Source organism: Paenibacillus hexagrammi (assembly GCF_021513275.1).
GTDB lineage: Bacteria > Bacillota > Bacilli > Paenibacillales > NBRC-103111 > Paenibacillus_E > Paenibacillus_E hexagrammi.
Map to the genome: position 1 here is coordinate 3,548,263 of NZ_CP090978.1, position 19,530 is coordinate 3,567,792.

Genomic DNA, 19,530 nt, shown 5'->3' on the forward strand with positions numbered 1-19,530 from the left:
ACCAAATAACCTAATTGAGTATCTGCCTTGCCATAGCTGCAAGATCCTCGATGTCGATCTTACCATCGTTGTTCAAATCTGCATCTTTATAAGTAGACCAGTTCGGATCAGCGGATGTTTTGCCATAAGCTGCCGCAACCATACCCAAATCGCCCACAGAATAACGGCCATCATTGTTCACATCGCCAGGCTGTTTGGTAACGACAGAATCCATGAACGTTTGCAGCGCTGTCGTCAATGCAACTACCGCCTGCTCTACTTGCTGCTGAGATGAAGATGAGTTATCTGCAATTGCTTTCGCTTGATCGATCGCTGTCTGAAGCACTGCTTTGGAGCCTACCGGATACTGGCCAACACCGGTTCCTTCTGCAGCTGCATCATGCTTGGTTTGTGCATCCGTAATTAAGGCTAGCAGTGCGGTCTTGTCAACAACTACGCCAGTGAGACGAACGGCAATAGCCCTGCTCTCCAGATCTTTTTCAGCACCTGTCTGATCCGCAATGATCCCTTTGGATAGAGAAATTGTAGATGCAGCTGCTGCAGTATCGGATTTCACCTTCCAATGGAGCTTCAGAATGCTGCCGTCAAGATGCGCGTTTTGCCCAATAGTTGCTGCAATGAATCGCACTTCACCTTGCTTCTGAGCCTTATCAACGATCACAACTTGATTCGGATTCTCGGATTCGGCCGAAACAAACTCTACCTGGCTTGGATCATACGTAAATGTTACATCTTGTGCATAAACATTTTGATCCATGCCGCTTAAGCCATAATTCAGTTCAAACGTTGATCCTTTAGCTGCTTCCGTTGGCCCTCCGAGTAGGGCACCTTTGGGTGTTGTCAACCATACAGGATCTGTGGTTGCATTACTAGTGGTCAAATAAATCCGGTCGATACTGAGTCCCGATTCCCGCCCCCAGAAGTTCAATTCATGCATGCCGGCAGAAATATTCAAAGTAGTGCCGCCGGTTACAATATCACCTCCATTACTGAGATTCACCCATTTAAACTGACCGTTGCTAACACCCTGAATTCCATTGGAAGTGAACTTATACTGATTATCGAGTCCAACGTGAATGGAATCCGTTTGATAGCTATGACTCTTGGCTAGAATCCAAACATTGTAAGTTCCTGAAGTCGGAAAGTTAACTTTATACCCCAGCTTGGAGCCCGCAGCGAGGCTTGCCGCATCCGTCCCCGGAGTAACCGAGGTCCCGTCATCAGGTAAAAATTGCATGGCTTTCGTAGACTCTCCGTCCACTAGTGACCAAGTATGGCCGTTTGCATTGCCAATAACATAAGCGTCTGCTGAATTTTCAGCCGCTTTTTCCGCCTCAATGGCCACCACCGTAGGTGTATTGACCGTGACATGTATCTGTGCGCTTACAGCATCGCCCAGTTCCCCTTTATAACTTACAACCACATCGGTTGTTCCACTGGCTTTCGCCGTAATTGTGCCGTTCGAAACATCTGCGATTCCAGGACTTGGATTCCTGTATTCAGCTCTTTGTGTCACGTCTTCCGTGTGGCCGTCGAGATATTCTGCGGTTACTTTAAATGCTGCTGTTTTACCGGAATCCAGCGCAACGGAAGGGTTGTCAACGGTAATCCTCTTCACCGTCAGTTCACTGTTCATATCCTTTACGAGCATATTCAGTGAATCTGTTTTTCCTCCGTAGCTGACATTAATGCTAGTAGAGCCATAGCCCACTCCGGTTACAGCACCGCCGCTGACACTGACAATTCCGCTTTGCTCTGGAGTTATTGCTGCCTGAGCAGTAACATCCTCACTTGTTCCGTCGGTATAAATGGCTGTAACCTTCATGCTTGCCTTGTTGGTTCCCGAAGCCGTATCAATTTTATATGTATCGGAGGATGCATTGATCGCTGCAAGATCATGAACAGCGCTCTTTTCCCCGAATTGCCAGTTATCTACTGTGAAGAGATTCCCTGTGGATGCCCCTCTATATACCATGTATAGATCATGGACTCCAACTGCACCAGATACAGTCGTTGCTTTCGTCATCCAGCTGCTATCGCCACCGGTGTTGGAAATAGGGAGGGTCCCGATCAAGGCGCCGTCCGCACTGTCAAGATGCAGTTCAATCGTTCCACCTGCTGAACTGCTTGCAACTTGAGCTTTAAATGTTCCTGCACCTATGTCGCCAAAATCAACACTCTCCACTTTGATATAGTCCCCGTTATCAACGCTGCTTACGACCATTCCTCCTTGACTGGAGGGCTCGGTTGTAATACCGGACTCCCAGGCTATGGTTTCAGCTTCATTATTGGTATACGGATTTAAATGACCCGTGCTGTTCGCAACACCTGCAGTCGTCATATTAAATGTCGGTATCGTACCGTCGGCATTATATTCAAATTTTTCAATACTAACAGAACGCTTGTAACTTCCACCTCCTGGCAGCCCTGCTTTGTGATAAAAGAAGTAGGAATTTCCTTTGTAATCAATGATTCCCGGATGGTTCGTCGAGCTGGTGCCTTGTTGCGGCATGACAACCCCTCTATATGTCCAAGGTCCGGTTGGGCTGGTACTTGTAGAGTACCGAATAGATTCCGGAAAACCGGACGCATAGACCAGATAATAGAGTCCATCGCGTTTGTAGACCCACGGAGCTTCTTCGTAATCCGGTCCTATCGAATCTGTTGTTAAAGGAATCGCCGTGATATCGCCGTCGAGCGAAATCATATCATCGTTTAACTTGGCATAATACAAGGCATTGTTGCCCCAGTACAAGTAGGCCTGACCATCATCATCAATGAATAACCGTCGGATCAAGATCATCCCAAGAGTGGGATGCGTACTTCGTCATGTCATTGGTAACAAGCGGTCCTCCGATCGCATCTTTGAAGGGACCTGTGGGACTATCCGACACAGCAACACCTAAGGCGATACCTCCCTTGCCAGGAATCGTAGAAGAGACCGCTGCATAGTAGTAAAATTTCCCATTTCGATAAATAACCTGGGCCGCATTGGCATCCTGTGTCTGGTTAGCCCATTTAAAAGCAGTAACATCCAACACAGAACCGTGATCGGTCCAGTTCACCATATCGGTTGATGAGTAGCATTTCCAATCGACCATCTTATACGAATTCGTAGCAATATCCAGGTCATGCCCTGTGTAAAGATACACCGTACCGTTATACACCATTGGTGCAGGGTCAGCGGTATATGTGGTTTGCACGACTGGATTATCTGCAAAGGTCACGGAAGCAAACATCGCTGCACAGATACTGCATGCCATAAAAGCGCTTACCACTTTTTTCAAGATGTTATACCTCCATTTTCAAAATCGTACAGGAAGCAAAACGTTTAAGTATGGAGAGGGAGGTTATCCTCCCTCTCGAGTTTGTAGGTTGACGAATTGCTAGATGGAATACTACCTACTCAAGTATCTTCCTAGCCATGGCCGCAAGATCCTCGATATCCACTTTACCGTCACCGTTCAAATCAGCATTTTGGTAGCTGGACCAGTTCGGATCAGCAGATGTTTTGCCATAGGCTGCTGCAACGATGCCCAAGTCGCCAATGGAATAATGTCCATCCCCGTTCGTGTCACCAGGTTGAATGGTAATGACTGAATCCTCGAACGTTTGCAATGCTGCTGTCAATGCGCTTACCGCTTGCTCAACTTGCTCTTGAGTTGCCTCCGTGCTGCCCGCAACAGCTTTCGCTTGATCAATTGCCACTTGAAGCGCTGACTTGGAGCCAGCTGGATACTGTCCTGCGCCGCTGCCCTCGATTGCCGCATCATGCTTGCTTTGCGCATCCGCGATCAATGCAAGAAGTGCAGCTTTGTCAACGACAGCTCCGGTGAGCTGAACGGTGTACGATTTGCTCCCCAATTCTTTCTCGTGACCAGCTTCATCGGCAATGGTCCCTTTGGACAGGGAAATCGTAGAAGCATTTGCCGTAGTGTCGGATTTCGCCTTCCAGTGAAGTTGAATAAGGTTGCCGTCCAGACGTGCGTTCGGGCCGATTGTGGCTGCAAGTAGACGAACCTCACCTTGCTTCTGGGCTTTGTCAACGATCACCACTTCGTCCGGATTCACGGATTCAGCGGATACGAACTCTACTTGGGTCGGATCATACGTAAAGGTTACATCCTGACCATAGATATTCTGATTCATACCGTGTAACCCGTATTTCAAATCAAAGGCTGATCCTTTAGCAGCTTGCGCTGGCCCCTCAAGTGCAACACCTGTTGTATTCGTCGGCCATACAGGGTCTGCGGCCGAATTGCTAGTTGTAACGTAAATCCGATCAATAATTAAGCCAGATTCCCTTCCCCAGAAGTTCAATTCATGCATACCTGCGGAAATATTTAATGTGGTGCCGCCGGTAACTGCCGAACCTCCATTGCTAAGATTCATCCATCTAAAATCACTGTTACTGATAGCTTGAATGCCATTGGACGTAAACTTATATTGATTGTCTATTCCAACGTGGATAGAGTCCGTTTGGTAGCTATGACTCTTGGCAAGAATCCAAACATTGTAGGTTCCTGAAGTTGGGAAGTTTATTTTATATCCCAATTTAGAACCCGCAGCAAGGCTGGCAGCATCCGTACCTGGTGTAACTGAAGTGCCGTCGTCAGGCAAAAATTGCATCGCTTTCGAGGACTGTCCGTCAACAAGCGTCCACGTATGGCCGTTAGCCGTACCAGATACATAAGCATCAGCGGTGTTTTCCGCTGCTTTTTCCGCCTCAATAGCCACCATAGCTGGCGTATCAAAATTAATCGTATAGACTGTAGTTTGTAAGCCGTCTCTGCTTACGGTCACTGTAGCTTTACCTGGCAGCGATGTTGCTTGTGCAATTGTAACGCTTGCATCAGAATCGCTGGCTGCAGCGGTAACCTGAGGAATAGCCGATCCAGCAGGAACGTCAATGGAATAGCTGTAAATGCTCGGATTAAATCCGCTCACTTGTGAACCATTCACTTGAAGGCTCTTCAGGTTCGTGTCAAAATTGGCACCTGACAGCTTATCATCGAGTTTGAAATAGTCAAAGTCTACGTATCCGCCTGTTGTTTTAGTAGCAAAGTTAAACAAAGCAAAGCGATAGCCCATAAAATGCGGCAATGTATAGGACATTTGAAGCGCGTTCCCTATGGATGCCCAATGCTCACCGTCAAGACTGTAAAGGAAATAAGCTTTATCCGTTCTATTTTTAAAATCCAATTCCGTTCTTAAATATATAGTGTTCTGAGTCACAGGGATACTTGCCAGCTCTACAGCTGTGCCTGAGCTTCCGTTGACCATAACCACAGATTTGGTATCACCTGACATCTTAACACCGACGAATCCGTAGTTTTTCTGGAATGCGGCAATTCCGGCATAATCTCCATCCTTCATGTGGCTGACATCCACGGAAACGGTTCCTGAGCTCTCTGGCCCGAAGGTTCTTTGTGTCAATGAATTCCTCGCATCAAGAATGTCGGTACTCGTTCTGCCTGTGGTCAATCTTAGGTACCCCGGACGGTCAGTAAGCGACCAATATCTATTGTCTGGGTTATGATTCCACTGCCAAACAAGTCCAAGGTGAGATCCATTGTCATCATTTTCCCCGCTTGCTACCTCTGTATGGTAGGCCGCGACTTTCTCGGATCTCTGATCGAAATCATCCGACGAAACCCACGACTTTGAAAGTTCAGCTGGAATTCCCGTATCATTGACATCACTAAATACTGGCCACCCGTCTTCACTCCATGTCATCGGTACAATGTAGGGAATACGTCCTACTGAACCGTAGTCCTGGAACAATACGCCGTACCATTTGCCGTCAGGGGATTGAACAATCCCGCCCTGCGCGACACCTGCACTGTTTGAATTACTTCCCGATCTTAGCGCAATTTTGCCTTCATAGGTGCCATCGATCGAATCAGCTCTGTGTACCAATTCGGTACGAATACTTCCTGATGGCCATGAGATATTGAAAATATAATATTTGCCATTGATTTTATAGATGTGTGAGCCTTCAGCTCCAAGACCGCCGGAACCGCCGGGAGCGCTTGCATTTTCAATGATTGTCTTATTCATGCCGCCTTCTTTAATGGCTGTTGCATCTGAAGTAAGCTCAATCACCTTAATGGTTCCGCCTCCATAAACCAAATATACGCGTCCGTCATCATCGAACAGCAGCGACATATCATGATAAACACCGCCTGCAAGCTCATGCTTCTCCCCAAGGACCCTTCTCGATATCTGTTGTTTGGAAGATATAAGTTTTGCCAATATCGTTAGAGGCAAATACAACATAGAACTTGCCGTTATGATATCTAATGCTGCTGGCCCATGAGCCTTGCCCGTATATGTTCTGCCCGTTTGATAGCGTTTGCTTATCGCCGGAAGCGAGAATATCATACACGTAATTTACAATTTCCCAATTGACGAGATCCTTGGATTTCATGATCGGAACCCCAGGGTTCATGTGCATGGTCGTGCTGGTCATATAATACGAATCTCCGACCCTAATCACATCCACATCCGGTACATCTGCCCATATGATGGGGTTTTTCGCCGTACTCTCTTCAGCATGTATTGATGCAGCTGGAAGAATGCCAAGTAACAATGTGAATGCGAATACGAATGCAAATAATCGTTTGTACATGGATTCGAATTCCTCCCATTTTGATCCATAGTCGTTGAAGATTTCAATCATAGAGAGAGGAGGCTGCCTCCCTCAGATGTAACTAAACCTATTCAAGTATTTTTCTAGCCATTGCCGCCAAGTCTTCAATGTCAATCTTGCCATCGTTGTTCAGGTCGGCAGCTTTGTAGCTGTTCCAATCCGAATCGGCGGATGTTTTACCATAGGCTGCTGCGACCATGCCCAAATCGCCTACGGAGTATTGACCGTCACCGTTCGTATCACCTGGTTTCCTAGTGATGACGGAATCCGTGAACGTTTTCAACGCTGCAGTGAGTGAGCTTACCGCTTGTTCTACCTGCTGCTGAGTTGCTGCCGTGTTATCCGCTACAGCTTTCGCTTGATCAATTGCTGCTTGAAGCGCTGCTTTGGTGCCTGCCGGATATTGTCCTACACCGGTTCCCTCTGTTGCCGCATCATGCTTGCTTTGTGCATCGGCAATTAATGCAAGCAGTGCAGCCTTATCAACGACTACGCCACTAAGCTGGACGGTATACGATCTGCTGTCTACTTCCTTTTCAATACCGGCTTCATCGGCGATGATACCTTTAGAAAGGGAAATAGTAGAAGCTGTTGCCGCCGTATCATTCTTGACCTTCCAATGAAGGTTCAATAAGCTGCCGTCGAGATGGGCGTTTTGTCCCAAAGTAGCAACAATGAATCGGACTTCCCCCTGCTTCTGAGCCTTATCGACAATGACCACTTGATCCGGATTCACGGATTCAGCGGATTCGAATTCCACCTGTGTCGGGTCATACGTAAACGTGATATCCTGACCGTAAATATTTTGATCCATGCCGCTTAATCCATAACTCATGTCGAAGTTGGAGCCTTTAGCAGCTTCTGCAGGCCCGCTAAGAACAACACCGCTAGGTGCAGACGGCCAGACTGGGGCTGTAGTCGAATTACTTGTCGTCAAATAAATTCGGTCGATGATTAGTCCATCTTCCCGTCCCCAGAAATTCAATTCATGCGAACCGGTAGGAATATTTAGCGTAGCGCCCCCAGAAGCAGTACTGAGATTCACCCACACCCAGCCAGTGCCGCTGGCTGCCAAACCATTGGTTGTGAAAGCATACTTGTTATCCAATCCAACATGAACGGAATCGCCATTATAATTGGAGCTATCCGTATTCACCAATGCCCAGACGTTATAATTCCCTGCGGTGGTAAAATTGATCTTGTATCCTAATCTGGAGCCTGATGCCAGTGTAGCAGCATCTGTACCAGACATAGCGAAACCCGTGTCAGGACCAAAAAGCATTGCTTTTGTCGTCTGTCCATTAACCATGGACCATGTATGGATCGCTTATCGTGCCATATACGTAGGCAGTAAGCAGAATTAGCTGCAGCAGTCTCTGCCTCAATAGCCACTACAACGGGCGAATTGACCGTGACTTGAATATGCGCCGTTGCAGCTTCACCCAGCTCACCTTTAAAGCTGATTGTAACATCCGTCGTTCCGCTGGCTTTGGCCGTAATCTTGCCGTTACTTACCTCTGCGACAGCAGGACTAGGATTGTTATAGGTTGCGCTTTGAGTCACATCTTGGGTGTGACCATCCCGAAGTACTCGGCCGTTACCTTATAAGTGGCTGTTTGACCGGCATCCAGAGCAACCGAAGTCTTATCAACGGTAATCTGCTTCACTGTCAGCTCGCTGTTCAAGTCCTTGACGAGCATATTCAGTGTGTCTGTTTTTCCGCCATAGCTGACGTCAATGCTCGTTGTGCCATAGCCCCCCTCAGTTACAGCCCCGCCCTCGACATTGACAATACCGCTTTGCGCCGGGGTTGCAGCAGCTGAGTCGTTACATCTTCGCTTGTTCCATCCGCATAGATCGCCTTGACATTCATTGCAGCTGTATTCGTTCCTGAAGCTGTGTCAATTTTGTACTTATCCGTATACGCATTGATCGCAATCAGATCATGCGCAGCGCTCTTTTGTGTAAACTGCCAATAATCTACTTTAAAGAGATTAGCTGATGGGGCTCCCCCTGTATACCATATAGAGGTCATGGACGCCTGCAGCTCCGGAAACATTGGTTGTTTCCGTCTTCCAGCTATTTTCCCCGCCTGTATTGGTAATGAGGAAGCGTCCCGATCAATGCGCCATCCGCACTGTCCAGATGCAGCTCTACAGTTCCACCGCTCGACCCGCTCGCAACCTTGGCAGTAAATGTACCTGCGCCGTCTGCCAAAGTCTACTTGGGATGCGGCTGTCCAATCTCCGTCATTGATACTGCTGACTGCCAGATTGATGTCGCTTACCATTCCTCCGGGTTCCGTAGTGCTTTCCGTAGAAATACCACCGTTCCACCCAATCGTTTCCGCTTCAACCCTTGTATACGGATTCAAGTTCTTAACCTGGGAAACACCTGCATAATCGCCGGTAATATTCTGAATCCCCTCCGTTTGAGTCAAAACTCACTTCATTGATGTGTGCATTGCGGTAGCCATGCGGCTGCCCGCCCATTTGCGGGTACATGCCGCTCTCCCGCCATGGCCTTCGCAAGAGTCTGTGCATGGTAGGTGATATACCATTTCCCGTTAAATTCAAACATCGCGTGGTGATTGTTACCGCCTACGCCGAAGAAAGTAGCAGGATTCGGCAGGATCGTCTTTTCAAAGGTAAATGGACCCAGCGGATTGTCGCTGACCATGTAGGCAATCGTTCCCGTAGGTATATCCGACGGATGCCCTCCTGAGAAATTGGTGCAATACGAATAATAGTATTTCCCGTTATATTTATTGATTCCTGGAATCCTCAAACAGCCATGGCGGATTGATCGGCTTCACAGAACCTCCTGTTGCAGTCAAGTCCAGGCTTGTCATATCCGCTCCAAGCTAACTCGCGCTGTTCCCGGGTCGGCATCCTTGCCTGTCGGAACCCCTCCGCCAAAATAGATATAGCCGCTGCCATCATCGTCAACCAGCACCGCAGGGTCGACAGCCATGTGACATCGCTTGCCCCTGGCGTGCTTCTGCTAACCAACGGCTTTCCTATGGGGTCCGTAAAAGGCCCAATGGGACTGTCCGCCTCGAGCACACCGATGCCGTTCGCGCTATCTGCAAAATAGAGGGAAGAACTTTTCCTTGCCGTCTATCGTTTTATGCGCAGCTGCCGGTGCCCAGGAGTTATTGGCCCATTTAGCCGCCCCCTGTCCGCCTGCTACCGGTATTTCACCGTGATCCGGTCCAGTTCACCATATCGTCAGATGAAACAACGGTAATTTTGTTGATCTTGCCGTAACCATTATCCTTTACGGTCCCGTCAGCGTTGTATTCAAACACATCATTGGTCATATACACATACACTCTGCCGTTATAGACCATCGCAAAGGGATCGGCGCCAAACTTTTGAGTAAATAGCGGGTTGGCTTTGCCGGGTGTTTTAGCCATCGCTGGAGTGAGGTTAGCTGTCGCTGCCTCTACTTGTGCTGTAGCAGGGATGGCTGAATAATAGCTAGTGTGAACGCCATCGTCATCCCCAGCATTTTCTTCCATTTTTTCATTGATCAACCTCTACCTTTCCATATTGAAGTTTTGTAGTACAGAAGCTCTAGTGAATCTGGGGGAGAGCCATCCTTCCATGTACCATTATCAACAGTCTACAGGGACAGCCCTCCCCCTCATTCAAATAAGCAATGTTACATTTTGTATCAAGGAGGGGCAGATGTTTACTTCTCTCAAGAATTTTCTTAGCCACTGCTGCAAGGTCTTCGATATCAACCTTACCGTCATTGTTCAAGTCCGCATTCTTGTAGCTAGACCAATCTGGATCAGCAGAAGTTTTCCTCCAACGCTGCTGCAACCATACCCAAATCGCCTACGGAATAATGACCGTCACCGTTGGTATCACCAGGCTGCGTGGTGATGATCGAATCCGTAAACGTTTTCAGCGCTGCAGTCAGTGCATTCACCGCATCCTCTACCTGCTGCTGAGTTGCCTCCGTATTCTCTGCTACAGCCTTCGCTTGATCAATCGCTGCTTGAAGCGTTGCTTTGGAGCCTGCCGGATATTGACCTGCGCCGGTTCCCTCCGTTGCCGCATCATGTTTGCTTTGAGCATCGCTAATTAATGTAAGGAGAGCAGTTTTGTCAACAACGACATTGCTAAGCTGAACCGTGTAATGTCTTACTCCGCCAAATCACTTTCAGCCCCTGATTCATTAGCGATCACTGCATGGGATAAAGAGATCGTAGATGCAGAAGCCTGAGTATCAGATTTTACTTTCCAATGCATGTTCAGAAGACTGCCATCAAGTTGGGCGTTTTGTCCGATTGTAGCTACAATGAACCGAACTTCCCCTGCTTCTGAGTCTTGTCAACGATTACTACTTCATCCGGTTTCTCGGAGTCGGCAAGATACGAATTCCAGTTGGGCAGGATCATAAGTAAACGTTACATCCTGGGCGTAAATATTTTTGGTCCATACCGCTTAAGCCATAAGGTTCAAATCAAAAGCTGCCCCCTAGAAGCTTCTGCCGGCCCTTGAAGAACCGCACCTTGAGGAGCTGTAACTGTGACCTCAGCTTCTGCTTTCTTGCCCGAGCCATCCTGCGCTGTTGCTGTAATTGTTGCCGTACCGGCTGCTACCGCCGTTACGTTCCCCAATTCGTCAACCGTTGCTACTGCTTGATTGCTGGATGTCCATGTCAAATTCTTATTGGTTGCATTCTCAGGAGCCACTGAGGCTGCAATCGTTCCATTAGTTCCTGCTTGAAGGGTCAATGCTTCAGGAGCTAATGTAATACCGGATACCGATACTGACGCCGGTGCAGAAGTATCTAAGAGAAAACATCGTCGACGTAAAAATCCATGAGGTCATTGGTTTGGCTGGGATTTTGAACCCAAGATGTCTCGACGAAAATGGCAGGTCTGCTAAAGACGGCATCTGCTGGAACGGTAACCGTTCCTTCGATAGTTCCCCAGACCCCTTTGGTGATGGTGCCATGCCCAAAATCTTTGTACTGCCACCATGATGTATCAGATTGACTCATATTAACCGGATCTTCATTTCGAAGGGTAAGGTTAAATTGTCTAAGTAGCAGGACCAGAAGTCATATTTAACCTTCGCGGAATACTTATAGGTCACGCCTGCTTTCACTTTTCCGTCAACGGATTGCTTAGGTCCGGAGCCAGTTGTCTTTCTGCCGGCAACATACAAACTGTGCGATCCGCTATATAAAACTTGATCCCGGAAACGGATAGATTCGCCGTATCATTTACGGTCCACGGTGATTGACCATTCTCAAACCCGCCGTTTTCCAGCAGCTCCGTCAGCTTGGTAACCGTTATGGATAACTGGGTTGTGACGGGTTCACCTAATGCGCCTTTAAAGCTCACAGTTACAATTGTTGTACCGTTTGACTTGGCCGTAATCTTTACCGTTAGTCACTTCGGCAATCTCCGGATGGAGGGTTGCTGTAAGTTGCCGCATTGGTCACATCCACAGTACGACCATCCATATAATTCGGCCGTTATGGTAAAAGGATTTCGCACCTCCAGACCACAGTGATATCGTGCTGTTATCAGCTGTAAGCTTCTTCACCGTCAGCTCGCTGTTTAGATCCTTGACTAGCATATTCAGCGTGTCTGTTTTTCCGCCATAGTTAACGTCAATGCTCGTTGTGCCATAGCCCACTCCGGTTACTGTCCCGCCCGTGACATTGACAATACCGCTTTGTGCTGGGCTTGCAGCCGCTTGCAGGTCGTTACATCTTCGCTTGTTCCATCCGCATAGATCGCCTTCACATTCATTGCAGCTGTATTCGTCCCTGAAGCTGTATCGATTTTGTACTTATCCGTATACCGCATTGATCGCAACCAGATCATGGGCAGCGCTCTTTTGTGCAAGAATTGCCAATAATCCATTTTAAAAGAGATTATCTGCCGGTGCTCCCCTATATACCATATAGAGGTCATGGACGCCTGCAGCTCCGGTAACATTGGTTGTTTCCGTCTTCCAGCTATTTTCCCCGCCTGTATTGGTAATGAGGAAGCGTCCCGATCAATGCGCCATCCGCACTGTCCAGATGCAGCTCTACAGTTCCACCGCTCGACCCGCTCGCAACCTTGGCAGTAAATGTACCTGCGCCGTCTGCAAAAAGTCTACTTTGGATGCGGCTGTCCAATCTCCATCATTGATACTGCTGACTGCCAGATTGATGTCACTTACCATTCCTCCGGGTTCCGTGGTGCTCTCCGTGGAAATGCCTCCGTTCCACCCAATCGTTTCCGCTTCAACCCTTGTATACGGATTCAAGTTTTTAACCTGCGAAACACCTGCATAATCGCCGGTAATATTCTGAATCACTCCGTTTGAGTCAAAGCTCACCTCATTGATGTAGTGCATTGCGGTACCCAATGCCGGCTGCCCCCCCATTTGCGGGTACATGCCGCTTTCCGCCATGGCCTTCGCGAGCGTCTGCGCATGGTAGGTGATATACCATTTCCCGTTAAATTCAAACATCGCATGGTGATTGTTACCGCCTACGCCGAAGAAAGTAGCAGGGTTCGGCAGGATCGTCTTTTTCAAAGGTAAATGGACCGAGCGAGGTTGTCGCTGACCATGTAGGCAATCGTTCCCGTAGGTATATCCGACGGATGTCCTCCTGAGAAAATTGGTGCAATAGGAGATAATAGTATTTTCCGTTATATTTGTTGATTCCTGAATCCTCAAACAGCCATGGCGGATTAATCGGCTTCACAGAACCTCCTGTTGCAGTCAAGTCCAGGCTTGTCATATCCGCTCCAAGCTTGGCGACTCGCGCGGTTCCCAGGTCGGCGTCCTTGCCTGTCGGAACCCCACCGCCAAAATAAATATAGCCGCTGCCATCATCGTCAACCAGCACCCCGCAGGGTCGGACAGCCATGTAACATCACTAGCTCCTGGCGTGCTTCTACTGACTAGCGGCTTTCCTATCCGGGTCTTTGAGAGGGGCCTATGGGACTGTCCGCTTCGAGCACACCGATGCCGTTTGCACTATCCGCAAAATAGAGAAAGAACTTTTCCTTGCCGTCTATCGTTTTATGCGCAGCTGCCGGTGCCCAGGAGTTATTGGCCCATTTAGCCGCACCCTGCCCCCTGCTACAGGGATTTCGCCATGATCGGTCCAGTTCACCATATCATCGGACGAAACGACCGTAATCTTATTAATTTTGCCATATCCATTATCCTTTACGGTCCCGTCAGCGTTGTATTCAAACACATCATTGGTCATATACACATACACTCTGCCGTTATAGACCATCGCAAATGGATCGGCGCCAAACTTTTGAGTAAATGAGGGGTTGGCTTTGCCGGGTGTTTTAGCCAACGCTGGAGTGAGGGGTAGTTGTCGCTGCCTCTACTTGTGCTGTAGCAGGGATGGCTGTAATAGCTAACGATAACGCCATCGTCATCCCCAGCATTTTCTTCCATTTCTTCATTGAACAACCTCTACCTTTCCATATTGTTTTGAGCTACAGAAGCTCCAGTGAATCTCCGCTGCTTAGTAGGGTCTTCCACTCACCTCCTTGATCTGTTTTTATCATCATCATGAGAGCATCATTTAAATTTACTTATTTTTACATATTATGTAAAAATTTGATACTCACATATCAACTGTATCATTCTAGCCTTCATATAAAAATAGAATTTTTTTTAATAAAACTAGATTTATTTTCGAAGCTTACCGATTTCAGACTCCTCCGAATAAAACGCTTCCAATAACATAAATACGAGATACAATTTGTATCACAACGGACATGCGATTCCCTACCTCATTAACTTTCGCTTAGCCAAAGGTTCTTCATTGCCGCCTTTGCCCCTGGCAGCTGTAACCGTCGCCGTACTAGAAGCCGGACCATCCAGGCCCAGCCGCGGCTCTTATTTCCGCACAATTTCACGATATTCCAACGGGGTCATACCTGTTATTTTTTTAAAAAACCGGGTAAACGAATGTGGAGTTTCATACCCCACCCGAGCGCCTACCTCTGCAATTTTCAATTCGTCCTGCTTAAGTAAATCCTTGGATATTTCGATTCGAACCTCGTCCATATACTCAGATAGATTCACTCCGCATTCCTGTTTAAACAGTCGTGATAAGTAGGAAGGGTTGAAGTGAATCACGCCGGTAAACGTACGAGTGACAAATCCTCTCCGATATGTTCCTCAATGTACGAGCGTACCTTATCTATTGCTGCTGCCGCCCTATTGAGTTCTCCGCTCAATCGAAGATCAAATAAGGATACCGCCTTTTTCTTCAAATACTCGAATCTGTCTATCCAAGAAGCATGCATATCCCCCTGCATGAGAGCGCTTATCGATACCTTATCGTGCAGCTCCCAACGATTCACATAGGATAGAAGAATAAGGGCGATCGTATAGTAAAGCTCCAATAAAAAGGGGCCTCCATTAGCGCTATCACGAAGTGCCATCCCGGTTAGCTCATCCAGCAGCTGTAAAAAGAACTCTCTTCTTCCCCTTCAAGATGAACGGCCAAGAGCTCTGTCTTCTCCTTCAATAACCGTGATTGTGCAGCGGTCTCAATGGTTTCCATATGGATGGTCTGTACCAATTGGGCTCCGTCTCCACCCCGCTTATGCTGTTGATTTCGAATCCGATCGTGTACGGCTGAAAGCTGCCTCCATTCACTAGGGTCCGCACAGATTGTTACCGCAAAATTCATTCCCAGTGAGTCGGCGGTTGCCCGTTGAATGAGCTCGAATTGGCCCTCCAGAAATTTTACTGTACGTGCATAGGGATCACTTCCGTCCTCTGCGCTGTCATGGATCGGTTGGATCAACCAGATAAGGTCCCCATATCGGTCGATGATGCCGAGGCATCGCGTTCGTTCCGCCAAGAAGGAGTCTGTCAAGAATTTCACGGCAAGCGCAGCATCTTGACTTTCGGCCAAACGAATCATGCAGACTGGTATGCTGCAGCTCGCAAAAAGCCATAATTACCGGTACAGAAGGATTGAGATGAATACCTAATTTACGAAAATCAATGTCCAATTCTTCCGCATCCCGCGTTCCTGCAGCAAATAACGGAAATAGTTGCCTTGTGCGAGTGTTTCCAGCGTGGTGAGCTTCTCTTTCGAATCTTTAATGAGATTATTGAATTTCAAGCTATTTTCCAAATCAGCGATAGCTTCAGTAACTTTTTTGATAATGGTGTCGTAGCCCTCGCTCTTAAGGGAGGTAACTAACCCCTGGCGTTTGAATGGCTTGATATATATAATCAAAGTCGTTATACCCGGTCAAAAATATAATTTTGCAATGCTCCCAGTTGCTTCGAATTGTTTGCATAAGCTTCAGGCCGTCCATGCCTGGCATTCGAATGTCGCTTAATACGATATCCACTCTCGTACTGCGCATCAGATCCAGAGCTTCCAAGCCGGAGTATGCTTTATATACATCGAGTCCAAGATTCAATTGGCTGAACACGCCAAAGAGTCCGTCCGTAATAATCTCCTCATCATCGACAATCAGCATTCTATACATAGGCATCACCTCTCTTTGCGGGAAATTCGGATGATCACTTTCAACCCACCAAGTGCTCCTCGAGATACCTCTAAGCCGTGTCCTTCCCCAAATGTGAGTCTTAAACGCCGGTGAATATTAACCATCCCGGTTATCTCCATATGCTCATTATTTTTTCAGAGATTCAGCGATATCATGTAAAAGCTCATCGGTTAGACCGTTACCGTTATCTTCGACAACTACGCGGATTTCTGTATCGGTCAGATCAAATCGCACGGCGACAACGCCGCCGCTCGACATACGCTCTAAACTGTGCTCGAAAGCATTCTCAAGGATAGGCTGCACGATTAAACGGGGAACTTTCACATGTTCAACGGCTTTGGGCAGCTCTTCAAACTGTACTTGAATTCTTCTGGAAAACCGGAGCTGCTGGATCTCACTATAGACCCATGCATGATGAATTTCATCCACTAATGGAATTTCATCGGATGCATTCCTAGTTACAAACTGGAAATACTCACCAAGCTGCTTCGTAAATAACTCGATTCGCTCCAAGTCCCCTGTTTTTTGCCATCGTGCTAAGGATAAAGAAGCTATTAAAGAGAAAATGCGGATTAATCTGTGATTGCAGCTGCTTCAGCTCCGCTCTCTGAGCCATAATCTTCTGCTTGTAAACTTGATTAATCAGGTTCCGAAGTGTATCTACCATTTGATTAAATCTTCCGTACAAATAACCAAACTCATCTTTGGTTCCATGCTCGATAACCAGGTTAAGATCCCCATTTTCCAGACGTTTGAAGCTTCTCATTAGCAATAGTAAAGGCTTATGGATAACCTTATAGGTCGAAATCGCATACAAAGCAATGAAAACAAAAGTTGCAGCAGCCAGCAGCCAGGCCCACGCATAAATCTTATTCAGCGGCTTATGAATGATCTGTTCAGGAATGAAACGATAAATGGACATATTTAGACTTTTGGAGTTCGCATTTGCCATGTAATAACGATTACCCGAAAGTTCATAGGTATGGGAGGTTTCAATGGATGCCTGGCCCAGACCACGGACTAAATCAAGCGCAGCTTGTTTCATATACACGGTAGATCCGCTTGCTAGAACGAAGTCGCTCTTTCCGGAAATCAGCAGCGTACCGCTTCCCGTGTACGTATTAAATTGATTTAACGCCTCTCCCAGCTTTTTCGTATCAAGTTCAATGTCGATGATGAAGAGCGGTCTGTTCCCTTCTGTTGTGCTTTGCTTTAGAGCACTCAAGTAAAGCCCGTCATTCCAATCGATAATTTGACTGCCGGCACCATAGACCGGTCGAATCCCGTCATACTTCTCGGCATCGAACTGACCGACTCCGGTTAAAGAAGAAACAGATTTTGAAATGGGGCCAATATGAACGCTAACCTCCTTGATGTACATGCTGCTGTTCTGAACCATGCTCAGCCGTTTCGAGAGCATATTTATTTTGTCCATACGTCCAATGTTATCCATGGTCTTCCATGTAAACACGATTTCATTCAAGTCCTCGTCTTCCAGCAGACCATACTGAAGCAGCTTCAATCTTTCGATTTCATTCGCAAAATCAGTAAGATAGAATTTAATTTGAGATACCGCATTTTTGGAAATGTCCTCACTAGTTGTCTGTAGGATCCATCCGTAAAGAAAGACACCGAACGTTATGATGGGGAGCATTATAAGCAAAAAAGTGATGATCATTCTAACAAAAATCGTATTTCGAAATTCAAAGGGTTGATGTCTATTCCTTTCTCTTCGATGCATACCAAGCGTTCACTTCCCTTGTGATGCTGCTTCCGCCAAGCTCATTCCAATCCTCTACAAATTTATCGAATTCCTCAAGGGGACTGCCCATAATGATTCTGGTAAAGACTCGGTCCTGCAGCTTATCCAAAACCGATTTGCGATCCACCATCGTAGGAGTTGGTCCGGCAATGAATTTCTCCAGCAAAAATTGGTTGTTCCGATCGTACTGATCCAGAACCGCCTGAGCCCCGTGAGGACCGTAAATCCGCTCCCAGCCCCATAACGCAAAGCCAGCTTTTGCACCCGAAGCGAAGGCATCGAGCTTTTGCTGAATGGTCCGGGCTTCACCTTTTAATTGAGACATGTCGCCTTTCTTGCGTGCCTCTTCGATTTCTCTGAATGCTGTCAGGTTTTTCCTGGAGGGAGACGCTGTGACTGGCGATAATTGCCATACGCTCTCAGCTTCCTCAGGTGCATAATAAGTAGAGAAATCCTCAGTTTGGCCCCAGTTCTTTTCTAGGAAAAGGTTGAACAGCTTGATAACAGCTTCCGGGTGCTGGACATCCTTTTTCACTGCAAAGAATACATTCGTGCTGAAGGGCAGCGGCACTTTGGGGACTTCACCTGATTCCGTTACAATGGGGAATGCTTGCCACTGCGCCTTCGAATCTTGATTACGATTTAATTGGAGCGGATAGATGGAGTTCCATTGCTGCCCGTATTCCAGGCCGATTTTCCCATTAGAGATTTGCTCGGCAACTTTTCCGCCGTCCTTCATACCAAATTCCGGATCAAGTTCCCCGTTCTTGTACATGGTCTGAAGGACTTCAAGCGCTTTCTTTACCTGCGGCTGCAGGCTTCCATATACAAGCTGGCCTGAACCGTTCTCCACCCAAATGTTCGGATAGGCGTCATATCCGGCCATGAAGCCTTCAAGCGCCATAGCTCCTCCCCATAAGAATTTGGTAATCCCTAGACCGTAGGTATCTTTAATCCCATTTCCATCGGGATCCTGCTCAGTAAAAGCTTTGGAGATCGCTTGCACATCCGCTAATGTTTGAGGCGGTTTTAAACCCAGCTTCTCTAACCAATCTGTGCGGATCCAGATAAACATCGCTCGCTCCGTGGAAGATCCGACCTGTGGAATGGCCATTAATCTACCATTAATCGTTGCCGCATCGAAAGGTCCCAAACCTTCTTGACTTAAGATTTCCTTCGTGAACGGTGATGCGTAGGTTTCGTATAAAGCCGTCATATCTTCAATTTGTCCTGCATCAGCTAATTGTTTTAGCTGAGTTGCATCTACAGCGATGACATCCGGCAAGTCGCCTGAAGCTAGCATCATACTAACTTTCTGCTTATACGGGTCCGAACTGGGATCCCTTTTACAATCCATTTATATGTAATATTGATACCTAACTGATCACTGTATAATCGCGTCCAACGGTTATCCTCAAACGATTCGCCCTTTAACACTTTGAGTACGTTATTTTCTACGACTTCACTTTCATTTCTTATAAATGCAACCTGTATAGGCGGGTCATATTTCCCCAACGGATCTTGGTTTCTTCCACTTTGAAGCCTTGACTTATTCATGCTCCCCTCTGCTGGTGAGCTCCAGAGCGC

Annotated in this window: 26 protein-coding genes and 3 pseudogenes; all 29 read right to left on the reverse strand. The window is 47.3% G+C overall.

From position 1 onward, the window contains the following. Positions 1 to 10: 10 nt before the first annotated feature. Positions 11 to 2,797 (reverse strand): carbohydrate-binding protein, encoded by a 2,787-nt coding sequence (locus L0M14_RS16250; protein WP_235117732.1) that lies wholly within the window; start codon positions 2,795 to 2,797, stop codon positions 11 to 13. After that, the gene (locus tag L0M14_RS16255) at positions 2,775 to 3,278 is read right to left on the reverse strand and encodes a family 43 glycosylhydrolase (protein WP_235122929.1); all 504 of its coding nucleotides are present in this window, start codon (positions 3,276 to 3,278) and stop codon (positions 2,775 to 2,777) included. Before L0M14_RS16255 ends, L0M14_RS16250 begins: the two co-directional genes overlap by 23 nt. A 124-nt stretch (positions 3,279 to 3,402) precedes the next feature. Further along, positions 3,403 to 6,168, reverse strand: a complete 2,766-nt coding sequence (locus tag L0M14_RS31555) for a beta-xylosidase family glycoside hydrolase (RefSeq protein WP_311198717.1) — start codon at positions 6,166 to 6,168, stop codon at positions 3,403 to 3,405. A gap of 25 nt (positions 6,169 to 6,193) precedes the next feature. Beyond that, a complete protein-coding gene (locus L0M14_RS31560) occupies positions 6,194 to 6,631 on the reverse strand; it encodes a family 43 glycosylhydrolase (RefSeq protein WP_311198718.1) in 438 nt (145 codons plus the stop codon). Between the two features lie 88 nt (positions 6,632 to 6,719). Further along, positions 6,720 to 7,904, reverse strand: coding sequence for a cohesin domain-containing protein (locus L0M14_RS16270; RefSeq protein ID WP_235117733.1), 1,185 nt, complete (start codon positions 7,902 to 7,904; stop codon positions 6,720 to 6,722). Continuing rightward, positions 7,859 to 8,215: a hypothetical protein gene (locus tag L0M14_RS16275; RefSeq protein ID WP_235117734.1), complete on the reverse strand. Its 357-nt coding sequence runs from the start codon at positions 8,213 to 8,215 to the stop codon at positions 7,859 to 7,861. Before L0M14_RS16275 ends, L0M14_RS16270 begins: the two co-directional genes overlap by 46 nt. Beyond that, entirely contained in the window at positions 8,212 to 8,352 is a 141-nt protein-coding gene (locus tag L0M14_RS16280) for a hypothetical protein (RefSeq protein WP_235117735.1), read from the reverse strand. The genes L0M14_RS16275 and L0M14_RS16280 overlap by 4 nt, the downstream gene beginning before the upstream one ends. A 65-nt stretch (positions 8,353 to 8,417) precedes the next feature. After that, on the reverse strand, positions 8,418 to 9,092 hold the full coding sequence (locus tag L0M14_RS32345) for a carbohydrate-binding protein (RefSeq protein ID WP_450091463.1): 675 nt from the start codon (positions 9,090 to 9,092) through the stop codon (positions 8,418 to 8,420). A gap of 8 nt (positions 9,093 to 9,100) precedes the next feature. After that, entirely contained in the window at positions 9,101 to 9,439 is a 339-nt protein-coding gene (locus L0M14_RS16295) for a glycoside hydrolase family protein (RefSeq protein ID WP_235117738.1), read from the reverse strand. A gap of 60 nt (positions 9,440 to 9,499) precedes the next feature. Next, positions 9,500 to 9,625, reverse strand: a complete 126-nt coding sequence (locus L0M14_RS31100) for a hypothetical protein (RefSeq protein WP_260115359.1) — start codon at positions 9,623 to 9,625, stop codon at positions 9,500 to 9,502. Positions 9,626 to 9,851: 226 nt separating this feature from the next. Next, entirely contained in the window at positions 9,852 to 10,175 is a 324-nt protein-coding gene (locus tag L0M14_RS16300) for a hypothetical protein (protein WP_235117739.1), read from the reverse strand. Between the two features lie 55 nt (positions 10,176 to 10,230). Continuing rightward, complete coding sequence (locus tag L0M14_RS31935) at positions 10,231 to 10,482, reverse strand: dockerin type I domain-containing protein (RefSeq protein ID WP_350340464.1); 252 nt, start codon at positions 10,480 to 10,482, stop codon at positions 10,231 to 10,233. Next, the gene (locus L0M14_RS16305; protein ID WP_235117740.1) at positions 10,451 to 10,591 is read right to left on the reverse strand and encodes a hypothetical protein; all 141 of its coding nucleotides are present in this window, start codon (positions 10,589 to 10,591) and stop codon (positions 10,451 to 10,453) included. Before L0M14_RS16305 ends, L0M14_RS31935 begins: the two co-directional genes overlap by 32 nt. 30 nt (positions 10,592 to 10,621) lie before the next feature. Next, positions 10,622 to 10,747: pseudogene (locus L0M14_RS31940) on the reverse strand (hypothetical protein); the annotation flags it as partial. Between the two features lie 376 nt (positions 10,748 to 11,123). Next, positions 11,124 to 11,402: an Ig-like domain-containing protein gene (locus L0M14_RS16310; RefSeq protein WP_235117741.1), complete on the reverse strand. Its 279-nt coding sequence runs from the start codon at positions 11,400 to 11,402 to the stop codon at positions 11,124 to 11,126. A 56-nt stretch (positions 11,403 to 11,458) separates the two neighbouring features. Further along, positions 11,459 to 11,671 carry a hypothetical protein gene (locus L0M14_RS16315; protein ID WP_235117742.1) on the reverse strand — a complete coding sequence of 71 codons (213 nt, stop codon included), beginning with the start codon at positions 11,669 to 11,671 and terminating at the stop codon, positions 11,459 to 11,461. Further along, positions 11,668 to 11,838 carry a carbohydrate binding domain-containing protein gene (locus L0M14_RS31945; protein WP_350340465.1) on the reverse strand — a complete coding sequence of 57 codons (171 nt, stop codon included), beginning with the start codon at positions 11,836 to 11,838 and terminating at the stop codon, positions 11,668 to 11,670. The genes L0M14_RS16315 and L0M14_RS31945 overlap by 4 nt, the downstream gene beginning before the upstream one ends. Beyond that, the gene (locus L0M14_RS16320; protein WP_235117743.1) at positions 11,775 to 12,017 is read right to left on the reverse strand and encodes a hypothetical protein; all 243 of its coding nucleotides are present in this window, start codon (positions 12,015 to 12,017) and stop codon (positions 11,775 to 11,777) included. Before L0M14_RS16320 ends, L0M14_RS31945 begins: the two co-directional genes overlap by 64 nt. A gap of 97 nt (positions 12,018 to 12,114) precedes the next feature. Beyond that, positions 12,115 to 12,315: a hypothetical protein gene (locus L0M14_RS16325; protein WP_235117744.1), complete on the reverse strand. Its 201-nt coding sequence runs from the start codon at positions 12,313 to 12,315 to the stop codon at positions 12,115 to 12,117. 5 nt (positions 12,316 to 12,320) lie between these two features. Next, positions 12,321 to 12,506 (reverse strand): hypothetical protein, encoded by a 186-nt coding sequence (locus L0M14_RS16330; protein WP_235117745.1) that lies wholly within the window; start codon positions 12,504 to 12,506, stop codon positions 12,321 to 12,323. A gap of 21 nt (positions 12,507 to 12,527) precedes the next feature. Beyond that, positions 12,528 to 13,924, reverse strand: a pseudogene (locus tag L0M14_RS32350) (glycoside hydrolase family 43 protein); the annotation flags it as partial. A 617-nt stretch (positions 13,925 to 14,541) separates the two neighbouring features. Then, positions 14,542 to 14,730 carry a helix-turn-helix domain-containing protein gene (locus L0M14_RS16355; protein ID WP_235117749.1) on the reverse strand — a complete coding sequence of 63 codons (189 nt, stop codon included), beginning with the start codon at positions 14,728 to 14,730 and terminating at the stop codon, positions 14,542 to 14,544. 50 nt (positions 14,731 to 14,780) lie between these two features. Further along, the gene (locus L0M14_RS16360) at positions 14,781 to 15,092 is read right to left on the reverse strand and encodes a hypothetical protein (protein WP_235117750.1); all 312 of its coding nucleotides are present in this window, start codon (positions 15,090 to 15,092) and stop codon (positions 14,781 to 14,783) included. Between the two features lie 5 nt (positions 15,093 to 15,097). Continuing rightward, a complete protein-coding gene (locus L0M14_RS16365) occupies positions 15,098 to 15,580 on the reverse strand; it encodes a hypothetical protein (protein ID WP_235117751.1) in 483 nt (160 codons plus the stop codon). A 66-nt stretch (positions 15,581 to 15,646) separates the two neighbouring features. Further along, positions 15,647 to 15,784 (reverse strand): hypothetical protein, encoded by a 138-nt coding sequence (locus L0M14_RS16370; RefSeq protein WP_235117752.1) that lies wholly within the window; start codon positions 15,782 to 15,784, stop codon positions 15,647 to 15,649. A 64-nt stretch (positions 15,785 to 15,848) separates the two neighbouring features. After that, a complete protein-coding gene (locus L0M14_RS16375) occupies positions 15,849 to 16,160 on the reverse strand; it encodes a response regulator (RefSeq protein WP_235117753.1) in 312 nt (103 codons plus the stop codon). A 147-nt stretch (positions 16,161 to 16,307) separates the two neighbouring features. Further along, entirely contained in the window at positions 16,308 to 16,694 is a 387-nt protein-coding gene (locus L0M14_RS16380) for a sensor histidine kinase (protein ID WP_235117754.1), read from the reverse strand. After that, positions 16,657 to 17,835, reverse strand: a complete 1,179-nt coding sequence (locus tag L0M14_RS16385; protein WP_235122932.1) for a sensor histidine kinase — start codon at positions 17,833 to 17,835, stop codon at positions 16,657 to 16,659. Before L0M14_RS16385 ends, L0M14_RS16380 begins: the two co-directional genes overlap by 38 nt. 64 nt (positions 17,836 to 17,899) lie before the next feature. After that, a pseudogene (locus tag L0M14_RS16390) lies at positions 17,900 to 19,500 on the reverse strand (extracellular solute-binding protein). Positions 19,501 to 19,530 lie beyond the last annotated feature (30 nt).